General features: G+C 55.7%; 17 protein-coding genes. 16 read left to right on the plus strand and 1 reads right to left on the minus strand.

All coding sequences use genetic code 11. The features are described from left to right. Positions 1-12: 12 nt before the first annotated feature. Positions 13-1,467, minus strand: coding sequence for an NAD(P)/FAD-dependent oxidoreductase (locus tag DXC99_RS04965; protein WP_117629444.1), 1,455 nt, complete (start codon positions 1,465-1,467; stop codon positions 13-15). A gap of 325 nt (positions 1,468-1,792) precedes the next feature. Between DXC99_RS04965 and DXC99_RS04970 the strand changes: the two genes are divergently transcribed. From DXC99_RS04970 to DXC99_RS05040, 16 genes are all read left to right on the plus strand, one after another. Continuing rightward, a complete protein-coding gene (locus tag DXC99_RS04970) occupies positions 1,793-2,224 on the plus strand; it encodes a zinc ribbon domain-containing protein (protein WP_055251579.1) in 432 nt (143 codons plus the stop codon). Between the two features lie 225 nt (positions 2,225-2,449). Continuing rightward, positions 2,450-4,213: a threonine--tRNA ligase gene (thrS, locus tag DXC99_RS04975; RefSeq protein WP_117629445.1), complete on the plus strand. Its 1,764-nt coding sequence runs from the start codon at positions 2,450-2,452 to the stop codon at positions 4,211-4,213. A 326-nt stretch (positions 4,214-4,539) separates the two neighbouring features. Next, positions 4,540-5,130, plus strand: coding sequence for a hypothetical protein (locus DXC99_RS04980; protein ID WP_117629446.1), 591 nt, complete (start codon positions 4,540-4,542; stop codon positions 5,128-5,130). Positions 5,131-5,213: 83 nt separating this feature from the next. Continuing rightward, positions 5,214-5,966, plus strand: a complete 753-nt coding sequence (locus tag DXC99_RS04985) for a sugar transferase (protein ID WP_233505674.1) — start codon at positions 5,214-5,216, stop codon at positions 5,964-5,966. Further along, positions 5,967-7,076: a glycosyltransferase family 1 protein gene (locus tag DXC99_RS04990; RefSeq protein ID WP_199408870.1), complete on the plus strand. Its 1,110-nt coding sequence runs from the start codon at positions 5,967-5,969 to the stop codon at positions 7,074-7,076. Then, complete coding sequence (locus DXC99_RS04995) at positions 7,076-8,194, plus strand: polysaccharide pyruvyl transferase family protein (protein ID WP_117629447.1); 1,119 nt, start codon at positions 7,076-7,078, stop codon at positions 8,192-8,194. Before DXC99_RS04990 ends, DXC99_RS04995 begins: the two co-directional genes overlap by 1 nt. Before the next feature lie 12 nt (positions 8,195-8,206). Next, positions 8,207-9,412, plus strand: a complete 1,206-nt coding sequence (locus DXC99_RS05000; RefSeq protein ID WP_117629448.1) for a Coenzyme F420 hydrogenase/dehydrogenase, beta subunit C-terminal domain — start codon at positions 8,207-8,209, stop codon at positions 9,410-9,412. Continuing rightward, complete coding sequence (locus DXC99_RS05005; RefSeq protein ID WP_117629449.1) at positions 9,405-10,622, plus strand: glycosyltransferase family 4 protein; 1,218 nt, start codon at positions 9,405-9,407, stop codon at positions 10,620-10,622. Before DXC99_RS05000 ends, DXC99_RS05005 begins: the two co-directional genes overlap by 8 nt. A 16-nt stretch (positions 10,623-10,638) precedes the next feature. Then, positions 10,639-11,583 (plus strand): glycosyltransferase, encoded by a 945-nt coding sequence (locus DXC99_RS05010; RefSeq protein WP_158551651.1) that lies wholly within the window; start codon positions 10,639-10,641, stop codon positions 11,581-11,583. A 9-nt stretch (positions 11,584-11,592) separates the two neighbouring features. Beyond that, complete coding sequence (locus tag DXC99_RS05015; RefSeq protein ID WP_117629451.1) at positions 11,593-12,825, plus strand: O-antigen ligase; 1,233 nt, start codon at positions 11,593-11,595, stop codon at positions 12,823-12,825. Positions 12,826-12,858: 33 nt separating this feature from the next. Continuing rightward, positions 12,859-14,274: a hypothetical protein gene (locus DXC99_RS05020; protein WP_117629452.1), complete on the plus strand. Its 1,416-nt coding sequence runs from the start codon at positions 12,859-12,861 to the stop codon at positions 14,272-14,274. Between the two features lie 27 nt (positions 14,275-14,301). Beyond that, complete coding sequence (gene rfbA, locus DXC99_RS05025) at positions 14,302-15,201, plus strand: glucose-1-phosphate thymidylyltransferase RfbA (RefSeq protein ID WP_117629453.1); 900 nt, start codon at positions 14,302-14,304, stop codon at positions 15,199-15,201. Positions 15,202-15,225: 24 nt separating this feature from the next. Beyond that, positions 15,226-16,248, plus strand: coding sequence for a dTDP-glucose 4,6-dehydratase (gene rfbB / locus DXC99_RS05030; protein ID WP_117629454.1), 1,023 nt, complete (start codon positions 15,226-15,228; stop codon positions 16,246-16,248). A gap of 12 nt (positions 16,249-16,260) precedes the next feature. Then, positions 16,261-17,715 carry a sugar nucleotide-binding protein gene (locus tag DXC99_RS05035; protein WP_117629455.1) on the plus strand — a complete coding sequence of 485 codons (1,455 nt, stop codon included), beginning with the start codon at positions 16,261-16,263 and terminating at the stop codon, positions 17,713-17,715. 29 nt (positions 17,716-17,744) lie between these two features. Beyond that, positions 17,745-18,653: a hypothetical protein gene (locus DXC99_RS10280; protein WP_118072015.1), complete on the plus strand. Its 909-nt coding sequence runs from the start codon at positions 17,745-17,747 to the stop codon at positions 18,651-18,653. A 355-nt stretch (positions 18,654-19,008) separates the two neighbouring features. After that, on the plus strand, positions 19,009-19,545 hold the full coding sequence (locus DXC99_RS05040) for a hypothetical protein (protein ID WP_147329334.1): 537 nt from the start codon (positions 19,009-19,011) through the stop codon (positions 19,543-19,545). Positions 19,546-20,157 lie beyond the last annotated feature (612 nt).

The following is a 20,157-nucleotide window of genomic DNA, read 5'->3' on the forward strand; positions in this document are numbered from 1 at the left end:
AACGTCGCCATCCTAGCGCACCCCCTTCAGCGGTCCCTGGACCAGCCAAGATCCGGCATCCTCCAACAACACCTCGCTGGGGTCGCAGCCCAGTTCGCGCGCCAGGATCGCTACCACGCGGCTCTGGCAAAAGCCGCTCTGGCACCGACCCATGCCGGCGCGGCAGCGGCGCTTGACGCCCTCGACCGAAACCGCGCCCGGGTGGCGTCGGATCGCGGCAACAATCTCGGCCTCGGGCACCGTTTCGCAGCGGCAGACGATTTGCCCCCAAGCGGGGTCGGATTCAATGAGCTCTTCCTTGCGCGCAAGCGGCACGCGGTCAAAGTCGTCCGGCGCGCGGCGAATCGGGTCCCAATCGGCCCTTTCGCGCAAAGCAACGCCCGCCTCGCGCATCACGCGCTCCATGCGCTCGGCAATGGCCGGCGCGCTCGCCACGCCCGGCGACTGAATACCTGCCGCCTGGAACAGCCCCGGCACCACGGCCGACTGCCCAATAAAGAAGTCGTTCGTTCCCTTAATGACCGGTCGACCGCCGGCAAACGCGCGCACCACGCGACGCGTGTCCAGATCGGGCACCAGCTTGTGCGCACCGGTCAGGAGCGCGTTGACATCGGTCGCGTAGGTCTGCGTGTCGCCTGGCTCGCGCGCGGCAGCCGTCGCGGTAATCACGGTGTTGCCATGTACGGTACCCGTGACGATAACGCCCTTGGACACTGGCGTGGGAACAGGGTAGAGCGGCATGAGCGTGCGCGGTTCCTTATCCAGCACCACGATGTTGCCCTGACGCCAGACCATCTGGAACTCCTCGGCGCCCACCATATGCGAGATGTCGGCGGCGCCGTTGCCCGCGGCGTTGATCAGATAGCGGCAGTGCACGTCTCCGGCGGGCGTCGCCAGCGTAAAGCGCGCGTCGTCGCCCGAGCCCGCGACTTCAATCGCCTCCACGGGTGCGGAGCGCATAAACGTCACCCCGTTGGCCACGGCGTTCTCCAGTGCGGCGATGGCAACCTCAAACGGGTCGACAAACCCAGTCGAGGGACACCACAACGCGCACGTTGCATCGGCACTGGCGCGCGGCTCTAATTCGTGGATGCGCTCGGGGCCGATAATCGACAGCTCGGGCACACCGTTGGCCAGGCCATTGCACCGCAGCTGCTTAAGATGTGCGCGGTCCTCGTCGTTAAAGCCCAACACCATCGACCCGGTGCGGCGGAACAGAAAGCCCAGCTCCTGCGCCCACGTACCGTACAACTCGCAGCCACGGGCGTTGACCTGCGCCTTTACGGTGCCCGGCGCCGGATCGTAGCCAGCGTGCACCAGGCCGCCGTTGGCCTTCGACGCGCCCAGCGCAATATCGTTAGCCGCCTCGACCACGCAAATGGACAGGTCATAGCGCGCGAGCTGCCGCGCGATGGCGCATCCGGTGATGCCCGCGCCGACAATCGCGATATCAAACGTTTCTGTCACAGTGCCTCCCAGACAAGTTGACAGGATGTCAATAAGACTATCCTACGGTCTGCGCGTCCACAGGGCGGCGTCAATGCGGCGAACAGTCCCGCAACACCCGCCAACGGCAGACGAGGTGAGACCCGGTAACGTCGACAACCTCGTCTGCCGACAACTATGGAAACCGTTCGTCTCGATCTGTAACACCTAGACCCGGATTCCGCTCCCACCTGTTACAGATTGAGATGTTTGTGTCCGCACCAGCCCCGCCCCTAGCCGTGGTCCCATATAAACAAACCCCGTGGTAAACTTGACCGGACTGTTAATATTCCGAAAGGTACCCGTAATGTCCAAGTACATCTCCGAGCTCATGTCGCCGCAGCTTATGGGCGTCGTCTATGCCTTTGTTGGCTTTATCATCGCCCTGTATGTGCTGTCGGTCGTCTATGTGTTCATCGACGCTCGCCGCCGCGGCGCCAGCGCCTACGTGGCATGGGGCATCATCGCCCTCATCCCGTTTGTAGGCCTCATTGCCTACCTGGTTCTGCGCCCGCACTCCTATGCGTCCGACCGCGAGGAGCAGGAGCTGGACATGGCGCTGCGCGAGCGCCAGCTTGCCCAGTACGGCACCTGCCCGCAGTGCGGCGCGCCCATCGAGAAGGACTTTGTCGTCTGCCCGGTGTGCGATACCCAGGTTCGCAACGTATGCCCCAGCTGCCATCGCCCGCTCGATGCGCACTGGAAGGTCTGCCCCTACTGCCGAACTCGCATCCAGTAACGCATCCATCGCCGGGCCGGCCGCAAGTCACGGGCACGCCGAAAGCCACGCGCGCCCCACACCCCGCGCCCACGCGATGAAGCATGCGTAGAAAATCGCCCGCCGTGCCATTAAGGTGCGGCGGGCGCTTGTATACCAAGGCAACCTGCCTATAATGATGCAAGTTAAAACGCCGAGCGCATCGCACGCACTTGCATCAGGCATCCGAGAGGAGAAAACATACCCATGAAGGCACTCTACAATGACGGTTCGGTGGCCGAGCTCCCGCAGGACGAGGTCACGCACGTCATCCGCCACTCCGCCGCGCACATCATGGCGCAGGCCATCAAGCGCCTGTACCCCCAGGCCGACTTTGCCTACGGTCCCGCGACCGACAACGGCTTCTACTACGACGTCGACCTGCCCGAGGGCGTCAAGATCAGCGAGGACGACTTCCCCGCGATCGAGGCCGAGATGAAAAAGATCGTCAAGGAGAACCTCAAGTTTTCCGTGTACGAGAAGCCCCGCGCCGAGGCCATCGCCCTTATGGAGGAGCGCGGCGAGAAGTACAAGGTCGAGCACATCGGCGACCTGGACGACGACGCCCGCATCACCTTCTACCAGCAGGGCGACTACATCGACATGTGCGTCGGCCCCCACATCTGCTACACCAAGGCCCTCAAGGCCTTTAAGCTCACCGGCGTCTCGGGCGCCTACTGGAAGGGCGACAAGGACAACAAGATGCTCACCCGCATCAACGGCGTCGCCTTTGCCACCAAGGAAGAGCTCGACGAGCACATGCACATGATGGAGGAGGCCAAGAAGCGCGACCACCGCAAGATCGGCCGCGAGATGGACCTCTTTATGATGCGCGACGAGGCCCCCGGCTTCCCATTCTTCCTGCCCAACGGCATGATCCTTAAGAACACGCTGCTGGACTACTGGCGCGAGATCCACCACAAGGCCGGCTACGTGGAGATCTCCACGCCGCTCATCATGAACAAGCAGCTGTGGAAGACCTCGGGCCACTGGGACCACTACAAGGACAACATGTACTCCACCGTCATTGACGACGAAGAGTACTGCATTAAGCCCATGAACTGCCCGGGCGGCGTGCTGGTGTACGCCTCCAAGCCGCACTCCTACCGCGAGCTGCCCATCCGCGCCGGCGAGATTGGACTGGTGCACCGCCACGAACTGCGCGGCGCCCTGCACGGCCTGTTCCGCGTGCGCTGCTTTAACCAGGACGACGCCCACCTGTTTGTGCGTCCCGACCAGCTGACCGACGAGATCGTGGGCGTGGTCAACCTCATCGACTCCGTGTACCAAAAGTTTGGCTTTAAGTACCACGTTGAGCTTTCCACCCGCCCCGAGGACTCCATGGGTTCCGACGAGGACTGGGCTCGCGCCGAGGAGGGCCTGCGCACCGCTCTGGAGAAGCTGGGCATGGACTACGAGGTCAACGAGGGCGACGGCGCCTTCTACGGCCCCAAGATCGACTTCCACCTGGAGGACTCGCTCGGTCGTACCTGGCAGTGCGGTACCGTGCAGCTCGACTTCCAGATGCCGCTCAACTTTGACCTGGAGTACGTGGACGCCGACGGCACCAAGAAGCGCCCCATCATGCTGCACCGCGTGTGCTTTGGCTCCATCGAGCGCTTCATCGGTATTCTGATCGAGCACTTTGCAGGTAAGTTCCCCACTTGGCTGGCTCCCGTGCAGGTCAAGGCGCTTCCCGTCTCTGAGAAGAGCCGCGACTACGCCCATGAGGTGTGCGCCAAGCTGGAGGAGGCCGGCATTCGCGTGGTCTGCGATGACCGCGACGAGAAGATCGGCTATAAGATCCGCGAGGCCCGCAGCATCGACCGCGTGCCCTACATGCTCATCCTGGGCGAGAAGGAGGTCGAGGCCGGCAATATCTCCGTCCGCGATCGCTCCAACGAGACCGTTCAGATGAGCGTCGACGAGTTTGTTGCCAAGGTGACCGAGGAGATCAAGACTCGCGCCTAGCACAAACAAAACAAGAATTAACAAAGGCGATCGTCCTCGCGGGCGGTCGCCTTTTTTGTTATCTATAGAAGAAAAGCCGCTGGTTAGGGCGGCTTTTTTTGTTGTGCAAAAAGGTACAGGTTTTTGTAGAGGCGTATGGAGATGTGTCCGTTCGCGCTGCAATTTGTGTAATCTGGGAAAACGTGAGCAGTTTGCTCGTATAATGAGCAACGTCGAAAGATACAAAAACCTGTACTTTTGCGACTGCGCCTAGCTGCGAGCGAGAAGCCTGTTCTTAACGCCCCTGCATCCGCGTGCGTCGCGGATGCAAGTTAAGGGGGCGAGAGATGGAACAGACGATGCGGCGCCAAGAGCAGCTGCCCGGTGCCTTTAACGGCGCCATCACCAACAGCCAGCAAGGCCGCGTCCGCTGGTATCTGGTCCATACCCCCAATGGTAAAGAGCGCGAGACCTGTGAAAAGGTCCGCCGCATTATCCCGCACGAGCTGATGCAGGACGCTTTTGTGATGCAAAAGGAGTTCTGGTTTAAGCGGGACGGCGCCTGGTCGCTCCAAACCAAACCCATGTACAAGGAATATTTCTTCGTCGCCACGCGCGATGCAGCCCTGCTCGACAAGGCCCTGGCCCAGTTGAGCTTTGGCTGCCGTATTGCCGGTAGCAGGGAGCGGGCCTATGCACCCATGCCGGACGATGCGCAGGACTGGTACCGCAGCGTGCTCGACGACAGCGGCGTGGTGCGCAACAGCGTCGCCCGTATAGAAGACGGCGTGCTGCACATAGAGCAGGGGCCCTTGGTGGGGCAAGAGGCCCGTGTAAAGAAGATCGACCGTCATAAACGCTGGTGCCTGGTGGACGTGGGCGAAGGTGGCTCCGCTTTTAGGGAGTTACTTCCGCTCGACGTACCCAGCAAAACGTAAGGGAGACGTTGCACCGGCAATTCGTTCGCATTTTGATTCATGGACGGGGGGGGGTTCCTGGGGACAGGGACGTAAGTTTTATTGTGGCTGCTAATAAAGAAGTGACAGAGAGTAATGCGCCCGCGGGGGCGGCGCTGATTGCACAGGCTATGAGCCAGCGTGAGGGCGTCGGCCGCTATAAGGCTGTGCAATCCATCATGGACTGGGACAACTCGCGCCTGGCCTACCGCGCCGTCAAGCGCGCGTTCGACATCGTGTTCAGCGGCTGCGTGCTGGCCGTCATCGCCGTACCCAGCCTTGTGCTTGCCGCGGCCATCCGCCTGGAGAGCGAGGGCAACCCGTTCTACAGCCAGATCCGAGTGGGTCGGACCCGCCCCGATGGCAGCCTGTCCACCTTCCGCATGTGGAAGTTCCGCTCCATGTACAGGGACGCCGACGAACGCCTCGCCGAGCTCAAGGGGCAGAACGAGATCGCCGGCGCGATGTTCAAGATGAAGGAGGACCCCCGCGTCACCAAGATCGGGAAGTTCATCCGCAAGCACTCCATCGACGAGTTCCCGCAGTTCCTCAACGTATTCCTGGGCCAGATGTCCGTCGTGGGCCCGCGCCCGCCGCTGCCGCGCGAGGTGGAGCAGTACACCGAGTATGACCTGCAGCGCCTGGCCGTGAAGCCCGGCATCACCGGATGGTGGCAAGTCACAGACCGCAACGACACCGACTTCGACGGCATGGTCCGCCGTGATTTGGAGTACATCGCCAAGCGCGGCCTAATCACGGACCTGAAGATTGTTCTCCTCACGGTCGTTGAGGTCTTTACCGGTGGCGGTGCTTGCTAGATGACTGAACCGATTAGGGTAGCCCAGGTTGTTGGCAAGATGGTTGGCGGCGGCGTCGAGGCCGTTGTCATGAACTATTATCGCCATATTGACCGAAGTAAAGTCCAGTTCGATTTTCTTGTCGATTCAGATTCGACGCTCGTGCCACGTGAAGAGATCGAATCGCTTGGTGGTCGAATCTTTGAGATTCCGCCCTACCAGCATGCGATTGAATATCAGCGAGAGCTTCAAAGCCTCTTTACGCAAGAGGGCTGGAAGATAGTGCACAGCCATATCAACGCGCTTTCCGTCTTTCCGCTTCGCGCCGCGAAGAAGGCAGGGGTACCCGTGCGTATCGCCCACAGCCACTCGACGAGCGGCAAAGGCGAGTTTGCAAAAAATGCCCTTAAAGGCTTTTTGAAACTGTTTTCGACAAGGTATCCAACTGATTTGGCGGCCTGTACTGAGTATGCAGGTAAATGGCTGTTCGGCTCATCCCATTTTACTGTCTTTAATAATGCTATCGATTTGAGCAGTTTTTCTTTCAATCGATCGATTAGGGATGAGCAACGTGCTGGGCTTGGAGCGCAGGACGATACGCTGGTATTGGGGAATATCGGTAGGTTCATCCCCCAGAAGAATCAGCTGTTTTTGCTTGATGTTTTCAAGGCGGTTTATGCTCAGAATCCTGATTCCATCCTTGTTATCTGCGGCGATGGAAAGTTGAGACCGCAGGCGGAGGAAAAGGCGCGCTCGCTGGGAATTGCGTCTGCGGTGCGTTTTCTCGGTCAGATTTCCAATGTACAGGACGTCTATCAGGCGCTTGATTTATTCGTTCTCCCTAGTCTGTACGAGGGCCTCGGAATGGTCGCGATTGAGGCCCAGGTCTCCGGTCTCCCGTGCATCTGCTCTGAGAGGGTCCCCAACGAGGTCGCGCTATCCGGTCGGTGCAGCTTCGTTCCGTTGAGTGCGGGCATTGAGGGCTGGTCCAATGCTGTCCTTACCACACGCACGGATGTCGTTAATCGTTCCGATCCCCAAGCATCTCTGGGGCTTGAATCTTATGACATCTTTAGGGCAGCGCCCAAGCTCGAAGAGTACTACCTGAAGTTATTTGAAACGGTGAATTAATGAATATTTGTATTTTAACGTGGCTCCATAATCAAAATTTCGGTACGTTGCTTCAGGCTTATGCCCTACAGCAGTTTTTGAAGGCAGAAGGGCATGACGTTGTCGACGCCGACTATCTTCCCTGCGTTAAAGAAAAGCTACTGAACTGGGCGATCAACCGGAACTCCTTCGATTTATTTGCTGGCAAAGCACGTGAGCTATTCAATCGCAAGAAGGAACATGATGACTTCGGATCCTCGACGGCTGACGTATTCAATCGCTTTTTGAGCCAGAACATCGAGACCACTGATCGGATTGTCGATACAGACGGACTGGTCGATTTACGGGGAAAATACGATGCATACGTCTGCGGATCTGATCAAATCTGGTCCCCTTATCTTTTGAATAGGAATTTCTATCTCTCTTTTCTAAGCGACAGCGATAAGAGAATCGCGTATGCACCCAGCTTCGGTGTCACGAGCACCACGCAGAGGAAGAAAAAGATCATTACCGATCTGATTAAAACGTTCAGCTCTGTGTCTGTTCGTGAAGATGCGGGCGCGGATTTTGTCGAATCCCTCGGTCTCGAGCGCCCTTCACAGGTTGTGGACCCTGTCCTGCTCCTGTCGAAAGAGGACTGGGCCCCGCTCATCAACGGTAAATGTCCTGAGCCCGGGAAAATCGTCTGCTATTTCCTTGGGAATAGGCCGTTTTACAGGAAAGCTGTCGATTCGATTTCAAAAGAGCTCGGCTGCGAGGTCGTGACGCTTGTCGGTTCAGGTAAAAATGCTGTCGACGAGCAGCTCAATCCGCGTTACGGGCTTGGTCCCGATGAATGGCTCGCTTATCTGGCGAGCGCGCGGTTCGTGTTAACCGATTCGCTGCACGGTACGCTGTTTTCTCAAATTTTCCGCAAAGACTATTACTGCTTCAAGAGATTTGAGGAGACCGACAAGCGCTCTCAAAACTCTCGAGTCGAGAGCCTCTCGAGGCTCTCGAATACCGAGGATCGTCTGCTAGATGGCTATGACAGTCACATGAACGCTACGGAAATCGAGGGCTATGAGAAGCGACTGTCCGACGTGGAGTCGCTCATCACATTTTCGAAAAAATGGCTCTTGGATGCTCTTGAGCAATAGGGGGAAGTTAGCTTGAGCAAGAACATCGACACAGTTTCTCACCGGGCCTGCTTTGGTTGCGGAGCTTGCGCGGCCAAATGCCCTTTTTCCGCTATTACTATGCGTACCTCGCCCGACGGTTTCGAATATCCCGTGGTGGACGCAGCGAGATGCACCTCCTGCGGTCTTTGCCTGCGTACCTGTCCGGCGGAAAACCAAGTCGACGCGGACTCGGAGGCCATTCGCGCCTCTGTCTTGCAGAGCGATGACCCGGACGAGCTCGCGCAAAGTTCGTCCGGCGGCGTCTTCTCCCTTCTTGCGAAACGTATACTATCGGACGGCGGGCGCGTTTACGGCGCCGCCTGGGATGGCGTCGATCACGTCAGGCATATCGGTATATCCGAGCTTGCCGAAATCGCGCTCCTGCAAAAGTCCAAATATGTCCAGAGCGATGCTAGCGAATCGTATCCCGAAGTGCTCAGCGATCTCAAATCCGGCAAGCGAGTCCTCTTCAGCGGTACTCCTTGTCAGGTTTCCGCGCTGCGTCTCTATTTGGGTAAACCGATGGATGGGCTGACAACCGTCAGCGTTGTTTGCCACGGTGTACCAAGCTCTTCCATGTTTCGTTCCTATGTTGACTGGCTCGAGCTTCGGGAGAAGTCCGATGTCACCGCACTGACTTTTAGAGATAAATCGAAATTCGGATGGGGCCATAACATAAAAATCGAGTTATCCGACGGCAGGATTATTAAGAGGCCCGCTGCATTCGATCCCTTTTATGGTTCCTACATCAAAGGCCTGATCAGCAGATCGTCTTGCTACGGCTGTCCTTTCAGAGGGAGCGACAGTCCTGCCGACATCATCCTCGGTGATTCCTGGCGTTCTGAGTCTGTCCAAGACTGCGGACATCCCGAGAAGGGTGTTTCGGCCGTTATCGTGAAGACCGAGCGCGGGGCAAAATTGATCGATGAAATAAGCGATTGCGTCGCCTACTCTAACAACGGCCTTGCTCCGGATGATGTGCTGCTGCATGAAGATCCTAATAAGCGCTCGGATCTTGAGGAGAGGCGCGATGCCGTTATCGAGCATTTCGAGGCTACAGGATTACAAGTCTTTGATTCCGTCCTGGCGCCGAATGCGACCCTTTTCGACCGTCTGAAAATGCTGCTCCCCCCGTCGATGCGCCTGCGTGTAAAGCGGTTTGTCCGATCTATCAAACCTAGGACCGTGCATGAGTAACTTCACCACAGTGATAACGATTTGCGACCGTCCCCATATCGGGGGCGGAGCTTCAAAAATCGCAATCGAAACAGCAGCTGCTCTGGCGAGGATAGGTGTCAACAGCTATTTCTTTTCAGCGTTGGGTGACCCCGATCCCTCCTTAATCGAATCGGGTGTTGTTTGTGTCAATTGCGGGCAGAACGACGTCCTGAACGGGGGCATCTCCGGCGCTGTCCAGGGTATCTGGAACAGGCGCTCGGAAACGGCGCTGGATGATCTACTGAAGCAGCTCGATCCGAAGACGACGGTCGTCCACGTTCACTCTTGGACGCACTCCCTTTCTCCCTCGATATTCACGGCCATAGGGCGACGGGAGTTCAAGTGCCTGATCACAGCCCATGAGTACTTCCTCGTTTGTTCCAACGGTGGACTCTACGATTATGTGAATCATTGCAACTGCGGAATTGCCCCCGGTTCTCCGAAGTGCCTGCTGCACAACTGTGACAAGCGCTCATATATCCAAAAACTGTATCGATCCGTTCGCTTTTCCGTGCAGGGCTATGTTTTGAGAGCGCTGCGCCCGGCCGTCGCCTTCGTTTCAGATTCCAGTCGTCGGTTGATTGAGCCCTATCTAACCTGGGATGCCGAGCGATTCGACTGTTTAAATTACGTCGATGCGGACAAATTCCAGCATGGGTTTGATGCAGATTGCGAGGCTTACCTATTCGTTGGTCGCCTGAGTCCTGAAAAGGGCTGCGATTTATTTTGCGAAGCCGCCAGTAGGGCCGGTGTGGACGCTATCGTCATCGGTGACGGTACCGAACTGAAGAGGCTGTCGGACAGCTATCCGGATATCAAATTCATGGGCGCGCTGTCCCATGATGAAGTGCTTTCCGTTATGGGACGCTCACGTGCGATCGTTATACCTTCGGTTTGTCGAGAGACGTTTGGGCTCGTCGCCTATGAAGCAATGATTGCTGCCGGCCTGCCGTGTATCGTTTCGGATGTCGGCGATGCGGCCTCCTTTGTGAGGTCGAAAGGCCTCGGCGAAATTTTCAGCGCGGGCAGTTCCGAGTCGCTATCTGACGCAATGGTCAATATGCTTGACCCTGATGTTTGTTCTCGTTATAGGAAAGCGGTTGAGAAGGCGGACTTCAGCTGCCTTGAAAAGACCGCATATGTTGAACGTCTTATAAGTATTTACGATCAGCTAATAGCTGAGCATTAATTGGATGAAGGTTTTAATGGTTACGGTTGTGATGTCAGTCTATAACGGCACACGATATCTTACTGAGCAGCTAGACAGCTTGCGACTTCAGACCGTGTCTCCGGACCGAGTACTAATCGCGGATGATTGCTCGACAGACGAGTCGTTCGATCTCATTGTCAAATATATCGAGGAACACGGACTCGATAATTGGACCATCAACAAGAACCGCTCTAATTTCGGCTGGCGCAAGAGCTTTAAGCGGCTTCTCGACCTTGCATCTATAGACGATGGAATCGTCTTTCCGTGCGACCAGGATGATATCTGGGAACCCGATAAAATAGCTGTGATGTCCTCAATCCTCGAGAAGGACCCCTCGATTGAGGTTCTCAGCTGCGCCGTCGAGCCGTTTTATGAGAGCGGCGGTAAAAAAGTAACAGTCTATGGTGCCGTCGATGATTCCAAACCTCTGGACGATTTGGAGACTCCGGTTTTCGATAGCAAGTTTATGTCGGTACGGCGCCCCGGATGTTCCTATGCCGTTAAATCGAGTTTTATAAGGGAAATCATGCCATATTGGCAGGATGATTTTGCGCATGATGGTATGTTATGGCGCTTCTCATTACTGAAGGGGACCCTCAGACTTCTAAATCAGCCCTTGATTCGGTTCCGCAGGCATGACTCTAATGCAACTGAGATGCGACATATTGACAAGAAATCTCGTGTTGCTGAGATAATGATGTGCTTGAGATTTTCTGAGGTTTTAGGAGAATACTGCAGTAGTAATCCTGGCGATTATCGTATATCTTCTGCGCATATAGAGCATTACGGTTCTGTTTTAAATGCCCGTCTGCACTTGCTCGTAGGCGGCCTAAAACTAAGTGATTTAGGCACCATTCTAAAATATCGTAAGTATGAACTGTCAAATCGTTCCCTGCTTGGTGATTTTAAGGCCTTAATCAGTCCCTGTGACAGTAAGTAGGTGTTTAGAATGCTTGAGCTATTTACTAATGAATTCACTATTTTGATTTTTGCCGCAATCTTAAGTGTCATTTCTCCCGTTAAAGGACTGTTTTTTTCTGTTCTAGGATTGCTTGTTTTCAAAGAAGTTCTTTCTGGGCGTCTCTACAAAGTGTTTTTAAATAACGCCATTCCCATTGTCGTTATGGGCGCGATGGTTTTCTTTTCTGCCATTGCGTTTACGTCCCGAAGTATTAATGAATCCCTCCTTACGGTCTGCTCGTATTTCTTTTGCATTCTTCTTGGTTATATTTACGGTAAAGCAAAGAACGATGACTGGGTTGAGTCTGCATTGCTTATGCTTCGCAACGTTATGGTGTTCGCTTGCCTATTTAGCTTTGTCCTTGAAATTGCTTTAGGTCAACGACTAGTTACAAATGGTTCCTTTTCTTTTCTACAAACTGTAACGATTGATAATCCATCCATGTATCGACTGCGTAGTTTTTTCGGTCATGCAATCGTATTTGGCCAAATGATAGTTATTGCTGTGGTAATTAACTATAAATTGGAGACGTGCAGGATGAAACGTCTCTTATGCTCTGTAGTTCTTTTGGTCGCTCTGCTTCTGACAAAGAGTCGTAGCGCGTGGATTATTCTCATTGCTTTAGCATCGGTTTACCTGATCTTTCGCCTAAAGAACCCCGAGTATTCTAAATGGAATTTAATTGCGCTTTTAGTTCCAGCTGTATTGCTACTCGTTTTCATTCTCTACAAGTTTGGACTGTTTAACTTTGTGGCTTCTCGATTTGGTGAGCTTGAAACTGATGTTTCATATAGCCAGCGTTCCGGAGCCATTGCCTATATTATTCATAGCTTTTTAAGCAGGCCGCTGTTTTGGCTTACTGGAAATGGTTATGGCAGTAGTCGCATGACTATGCTGGGCACGACGGTTGAAATTAGCGGTTTTTCAACGGTGGATAATGGTTTCCTTGCAATGCTGTATGAATATGGTTTTCTTGGAATTTGTAGTTTTGTATTTTTGCTAATTTCCGCTGGCATCGGTTCGTTCAGGTCGGGTTGCGAACTCGATCAAGTACTATTTTCCGTTTCCTGTATATGCTGCGCGGAGCTCATGTTTTATTGCGAGCTTGGTTGGTGGGTGCCAACGGTCATCTTGTTTGTTTCCTGTGGACTCGTTCTGGGTAGAACGAGTGCTCGGTATTCAGATTTGTGCGAGTCGGGCCCTATTTTGATTTCTGAATAAATCAAGGTTGCTAGTTTAAACAAACGAGGTTGAATGAATTATTCGTCTATTGCACGCAACACTATGATTGCGTTTGCTGCACAGTTTATTTCTCTATCGGTCAGTGTCGTCATGTCGCTGCTCGTGCCGAAAATCGTTGGCGTTGCTGATTATGGATACTGGCAACTGTTCATGTTTTATACGACCTATTCCGGCTTTTTTCACCTTGGCCTGAATGATGGTGTCTACCTGATTAACGGGGGTCTCTCTCGTGATGAAATCGATAAGAGCTCAATCAAATCCCAGTATATCTTCGGTGCTTGTTTCCAGGCAGTGATTTGCCTCGGCATCACTTTTGTTTCGCTGCCTCTTGTCGATGACGCAAATCGTGTATTTGTTATCGCGTCTTTTGCGCTTTACACCGTCGTCTATAACCTGACAAGTTATTTAGGCTTTGTCTTTCAGGCCATGAACGAAACTAAGCTTTTTTCGTTTTCTACAATGTTAGACAGGCTGGTGTTTCTGGCACCGCTCCTTGTTTTAATTGGATTTAAGGTTTCGGACTACCATCCCTATGTCTACGCGTATCTCGTTTCGAAAATTATTGCGCTCATATATTGCTCTTGGATGGGCAGGGATATCCTACGCGCCAAATCAGTGTCTTTTGGTAATTCGCTTAAGGACGGTATCCGCAGTATCTTCGTCGGCGTGAAGCTGATGATTGCGAACATCGCCGACACACTGATCCTCGGGGTATCTAGGTTTCTTATCGATCATTTTTGGGGTATCGTCGCCTTTGCAAAAATTTCGTTCTCCCTCTCTCTGGTGAATTTCTTCATCACCTTCGTCTCACAGGCGAGTATGGTTTTATTTCCTGCCCTTAGGACAGGCTCTGAAGATGAGAGGGTTCGTTTTTACATCGGCATAAGGAATTCTATCGAGCTTATTTTCCCTGCGATCTATTTACTCTATTTCCCTATGGTTTGGTTTTTGGGGATATGGCTTCCTCAATATGCCGTAAGCCTCAAATACTTTGCGCTCTTACTCCCGATATGCGTCTTCAACACTAAGATGAGCCTTTGCTGTACGACCTACTTCAAGGTTCTTCGTAAAGAGCAGCTGCTCCTGAAGTTGAATATCGTCACTGTTATTTGTAGTGCTGTTTTTTCGATATTCGGTGTTCTTGTCCTTAACTCGCTCGACGCCGTCCTGTGTGGCGCCGTTATCTGCATTATTGGCAGGTCGTTGTGGTCCGAGCTCTATCTGAACGAACAGCTTAGCGCCCCGGGTTCAACGAGGCCGTTTCAGGAGATCCTGCTTACAGTCGCTTTCGTCTTGTTCACTGAGCTTTTATCTTGTGGGACTGCGGCGATTCTGTATGCATTAGTCTACGTTGGCTATCTCTTGCTCAATCATTCTGCGCTGAAAAGCGTTGCTTCGTGTTTGACCAAACTGAAGAAGCAGCGATAGTCACATCAAAATGGATTGGATTTTAATATGAAAGGTATCATCCTCGCTGGCGGGTCCGGTACCCGCCTGTACCCGCTCACGCTCGTGACCTCCAAGCAGCTGCTGCCGGTCTACGACAAGCCCATGATCTACTACCCGCTGTCCACCCTCATGCTGGCGGGCATCCGGGACATCCTGGTCATCTCCACGCCGACCGACCTCCCCAACTTCGAGCGCCTGCTCGGGGACGGCTCGCGCTACGGCGTGAACCTGTCCTACGCCGAGCAGCCGAGCCCGGACGGCCTGGCGCAGGCCTTCACCATCGGCGAGGAGTTCATTAACGGCGAGCCGTGCGCCCTGGTGCTCGGCGACAACATCTTCTACGGCAACGGCCTGTCCCGCCACCTGACGCGCGCCGTCCAGAACGCCGAGTCGGGTCGCTCCACGGTCTTCGGCTACCACGTGGACGACCCCGAGCGCTTCGGCGTCGTGGAGTTCGACGGCGAGGGGAGGGCCGTTTCCATCGAGGAGAAGCCCGAGCGCCCCAAGAGCTCCTACGCCGTCACCGGCCTGTACTTCTACCCGGGCGACGTGGCCGCCAAGGCGCACAAGGTGGAGCCGTCGGCCCGCGGAGAGCTGGAGATCACCGACCTCAACCGGATGTACCTGGAGGAGGGGACGCTGTCCGTGGTCACCCTCGGACGCGGCTACGCGTGGCTGGACACCGGCACCATGGAGAGCCTGCACGAGGCCGCGGAGTTCGTCCGCGCCGTGGAGCACTCCCAGGACCTTCCCGTGTCCGTTCCCGAGGAGATCGCCTGGGAGAACGGCTGGATCACGACCGCCGGGCTCGAGGAGGCCGCGGAGGCCTACGGCAAGTCGGTCTACGGCCGGCACTTGAAGAAGGTCGCCGCCGGCGAGATCGTCAACAGCCCGCGCGAGTACTAATCCGATCCAATGGGAGATAGAAACATGTCTGAAGAGCTCTTCGAACCGAAGAACATCATCGTCACGGGCGGCTGTGGCTTCATCGGCAGCAACTTCGTCCACTACGTGGTGAACAACCACCCAGAGGTGCACGTGACGGTGCTGGATAAGCTGACCTACGCCGGCAACCCCGAGAACATCGCCGGGCTTCCCTCCGACCGCGTGGAGCTCGTCGTGGGCGACATCTGCGACGCCGAGCTGCTGGACAGGCTGGTCCCCGGCCACGACGCGATCGTGCACTACGCCGCCGAGAGCCACAACGACAACTCCATCGCCGACCCGGAGCCTTTCCTGCGCACCAACGTGGAGGGCACCTTCCGCCTGCTGGAGGCCGTCCGCAAGCACGGCATCCGCTACCACCACGTCTCCACCGACGAGGTCTACGGCGACCTGGCGCTCGACGACCCGGCCAAGTTCACCGAGGAGACGCCGTACCACCCGAGCTCGCCGTACAGCTCGACCAAGGCGTCCTCCGACATGCTCGTGCGCGCCTGGACCCGCACCTACGGCCTTCGCACCACGATCTCCAACTGCTCCAACAACTACGGCCCCTACCAGCACGTGGAGAAGTTCATCCCCAGGCAGATCACGAACATCGTCGACGGCGTCCGCCCCAAGCTCTACGGCCGCGGCGAGAACGTCCGCGACTGGATCCACACCGAGGACCACTCCTCGGCCGTCTGGGACATCCTCACCAAGGGCCGCATGGGGGAGACCTACCTCATCGGCGCCAATGGGGAGAGGGACAACATCACCGTGCTCCGCATGATCCTCGAGGCGATGGGGCGCGACCCCGGGGACTTCGACTGGGTCGCCGACCGCCCCGGCCACGACCGCCGCTACGCCATCGACAGCACCAAGCTGCAGCGCGAGCTGGGCTGGAGGCCGGCGCACACCGACTTCGCCGAGGGCCTGAAGGCCACCATCGACTGGTACGTCGCCAACGAGTCCTGGTGGCGCCCGGCCAAGGAGGCCACCGAGGCCAGGTACCGCGCACAGGGGCAGTAGGAGGGGAGAGACATGGCAGACATCGCATTCGAGAAGGACCTCTCCGTCACCGAGACCGGCATCGGGGGCCTCAAGGTCGTCGACCTCGCAATACATGGCGACTCGCGCGGCTGGTTCAAGGAGAACTGGCAGCGCGCCAAGATGACCGCCCTGGGCATCCCGGACCTCCGCGTCGTCCAGAACAACATCTCCTACAACGACAGCCGCGGCGTCACGCGCGGCATCCACGCCGAGCCCTGGGACAAGTTCATCTCCGTGGCCCGCGGCTCGGTCTTCGGCGCCTGGGTGGACCTGCGCGAGGGCAGCGAGACCTTCGGCAAGGTGTTCACCTGCACGCTCGACCCGAGCAAGGCCATCTACGTCCCGCGCGGCGTTGGTAACTCCTTCCAGGCCCTGGAGGACGGCACCGCCTACACCTACCTGGTGGACGCCCACTGGTCGCTCGAGCTGAAGAAGACCTACACCTTCGTGAACCTCGCCGACCCGGAGCTCAACATCCAGTGGCCGATCCCTCTCGACCAAGCTGTTGTCTCCGAGGCCGACCTCAACCACCCGATGCTGAAGGACGTCGTCCCCATGGCGCCCAGGCGCACCCTCGTCACCGGCTGCAACGGCCAGCTGGGCCGCGCGGTCCGCAAGCTCGCCGAGGAGCGCGGCGTCGCCAAGGACTTCGACTTCTGCGACATCGACACCTTCGACATGTCCGACCCGGCGGCCTACTCAAAATACGACTGGTCGCTCTACGGCACCGTGATCAACTGCGGCGCCTACACGGCCGTCGATAAGGCCGAGGCCCCCGAGGGCCGCGTGACCGCCTGGAAGGCCAACGCGACCGGGCCGGCCCTTCTCGCCCGCACCTGCTCCGAGCACGGGATCACGCTCGTGCACGTGTCCTCCGACTACGTCTTCGACGGCACCGCCGAGGTCCACACGGAGGACGAGCCCTTCTCCCCGCTGTCCGTCTACGGCCAGACCAAGGCCGCCGGCGACATCGCCGTGGCAGGGGGCCCCCGCCACTACATCATGCGCAGCTCCTGGGTCATCGGCGAGGGGCACAACTTCGTCAAGACCATGAGGGGGCTGTCCGACCGCGTCGCCGACCCCGAGGACGGGCTCGCGCAGGTCACGGTCGTCGACGACCAGCTGGGCCGCCTGACCTTCACGCGCGACATGGCCGAGGCCATCTTCCACGTGCTGGGGACGCACGCCCCCTACGGGACCTATAACTGCACCGGCTCCGGCGCCGTCAAGAGCTGGGCCGACATCGCCCGCGCCGTCTTCGAGGCCGCCAACGGCAATGGGGAGAAGGTAGTTTCGGTTTCGACCGCCGACTACTACGCGAACGCCGCCGGCCCCGTCGCACCGCGCCCGGTCCACTCCGCGCTCGACCTGTCCAGGCTCGAGACCAGCGGCTTCCACATGCCCGACTGGGAGGAAGAGCTGGGGGAGTACCTCACAAAGCTTTAATATAAATTGTAGCGGCGGGAGGCGATGGCATGATTGATAGATATTCTTTTGAAGATTGGATGCACTACGGTAAACGAGGGAAGCGTGAGTATTCCTGTTTTCGATTTTATAGTGTAGGGCTCAGCAGGGGCATCCCCCTAGTGATATTGGACACCTTAATGAAATTTGGCTTTGGTGGGCTAATTGCTTGGTTCGCCAATCTTTTTGTGGAGAAGCTACTAACGGATGGCAAATTTCCTTGGGCCATTGATTGGCTTACATCTCATGTGAACATGGCGTCCATTCCATCCTTTCTCTTCATAGTTTGTTTGGTGGTAGGATGGGTTGCCGCGCATTCGCTCAGGCGGGGTTTTCGGAACGTGCGCCTGCTCGATGAGCTTCAAAGCTTTAACTATCAAGTAGAGAATGAGACATTAAATTCAGATGTTAATTTAAGCGAATTGGCAACTGTCTGCTGCAAGGGCGTCGCTTCCTGTTTTTCTATCTTTCGTCCTCATGCCGGAATAGGCTGCGCTATTAGGCTTGTGTGTCCCGGGAAATCTGATCATGAAGTTGGCTATGCAACGGTGGCTAGGGAAGGGGCATTGAATGCGACGAGATTTCAACATTCTCGACCACTTTCAATGGGTAGCAAGATCGTGCTTATGTTGCATAAAAAAGAGCTGTCTAATCATATCGTCATGCTTTGTCCCAATGTCGAAAAAGCCAGAGACTGCGGGCAGTTGGATAACGATGTTAATTCCGAGCATTTCGGGTCCGATGATCGTTGCATGATGATTTCTAGACTTGTTGCGCGAGATGGTTCGAACAATTCAATTATGGGGATCTTGTATGTAACATCCAACAGGCCAAATAAGCTCGGAATCGCTGATGTAAATCTCTATCTATTGCTTCATGATATTGTTAATCACGCTCTTTGCGCAAAAGCTGTTGCGTGATTAGCCTTTAGGAGGTTCATGATGGCATGCACCAAGAGAAGCTATCGGAAAAAGAAGAAACAGCCTTCTTGCCGTCCGCTTCTTTTACGCCAAAATAAATCTAGCATTAAGGCGAGCGTCAATGCCGCGCCTTCACACGCTGTTTTCTGTGAGTCTGCAGGCGGTTTAGTCTTAACTGATGTGAGAGATTACAGCCGCATCAGAAAAAACGGACCATCAGATGAGCTGGTTAAATTATTAGCATCAAGATTGTGATATATCTAACAACTTGGCTTGATGGCTTGCTTTTCGAATAACGGCCAGTGTGTAAGCGGCGGGCTGATTCTTGGTTTCATTCTGTGCCGAGGGAAGGTTATTGCTCATGGTCGCTTTTTGTGCTGTTGTTCAAGTAATTTGTGCATTTGTTACACTTTGCCTGACGGTTTATGTTGCCTTACGTGACACAAAGCATCTGAAGAAAACAGACGAGCGCCTGAAAACGGCCGAGAAGCTAGCGCAGCCATCTTCGATTGCTGCATGGCTTGAAAGAGATGCTACGGGTGATGCGCGTATCGTAATTCGCAACGACAGCAATCTTCCCGTATATGAGGTGGTTGCGACAATTGTCGTCACCCATGGAGCGGGGTGCTGCAAGGGTGAGGATTTGGAATCCCCATATCAATACAGGAAAATACTCGATTTGATTCCTCCGGGACTTCATTCGGTATCTATCGATATGGGCGGCTTCTACGGAATGCATCGACATCCGCTGGTCGAGATTGCCTTTGTATGTGCAAAGGGAAAATCCTGGGTCCGTCGCGGAGATGGCGCTCTGGACGAGCTTGATGTATCGCCGTTTAACTACTATGAACTTGGTCTTCCAATTGATTTTGATTCGATTGCGCCGTATTAATAGCCATCGGTACCGCTAAGTATTTTACGTAAAGTAGCTTAATCGACCCGGTTGCGGATGGGCCTCCGTCTCCCGTAGAGCGCCGAGTGTTTTCAGTGCTGCGGGTCGAATCCGTCGCTCTCTTCTGCGGCGATCTCCCGGAGCGCCGCGTCAATAATTTCCTGTAGGTCATCGTGTCTCTCGTTCACCACAATGATTCTCCTAATGCGGGCGTGTTGGCACCGCCAGCGTAGTGGCGGCGGGCAGGCAGGGTGGCCATTATTCGGTGACCGCTATTGGTCAAAATCATTTGACTAATAGCGGCTAAAATCGCTCGGCGCTAACATCGAGCCTCGCAACTTCCAGTACCGCTGCTGGCTCTCGGGCGCCCTCCCTTCTTTCATCTTCGTGCTGAGGACGGCGGAGATCGTTCTTTACTTCAACTCTATCAGTTTCGGCGGCATTGTTTTTAAATCCGTGCCTGGTCTGCTGGTAAATACTCTTCAACTACGAGCAGGTTGAATGCTCCATACTTGAGGACGGGCTTGCGGTCGACACCTGACCGGACTCCGCTTTCCCGCCAGAGGTTATTGTGAGCTCACGGCGCGCGCGAACGCATTCGGGTTCGGCGTG

Source organism: Collinsella sp. TF10-11AT, from assembly GCF_003437565.1.
Classification (GTDB): Bacteria; Actinomycetota; Coriobacteriia; order Coriobacteriales; family Coriobacteriaceae; genus Collinsella.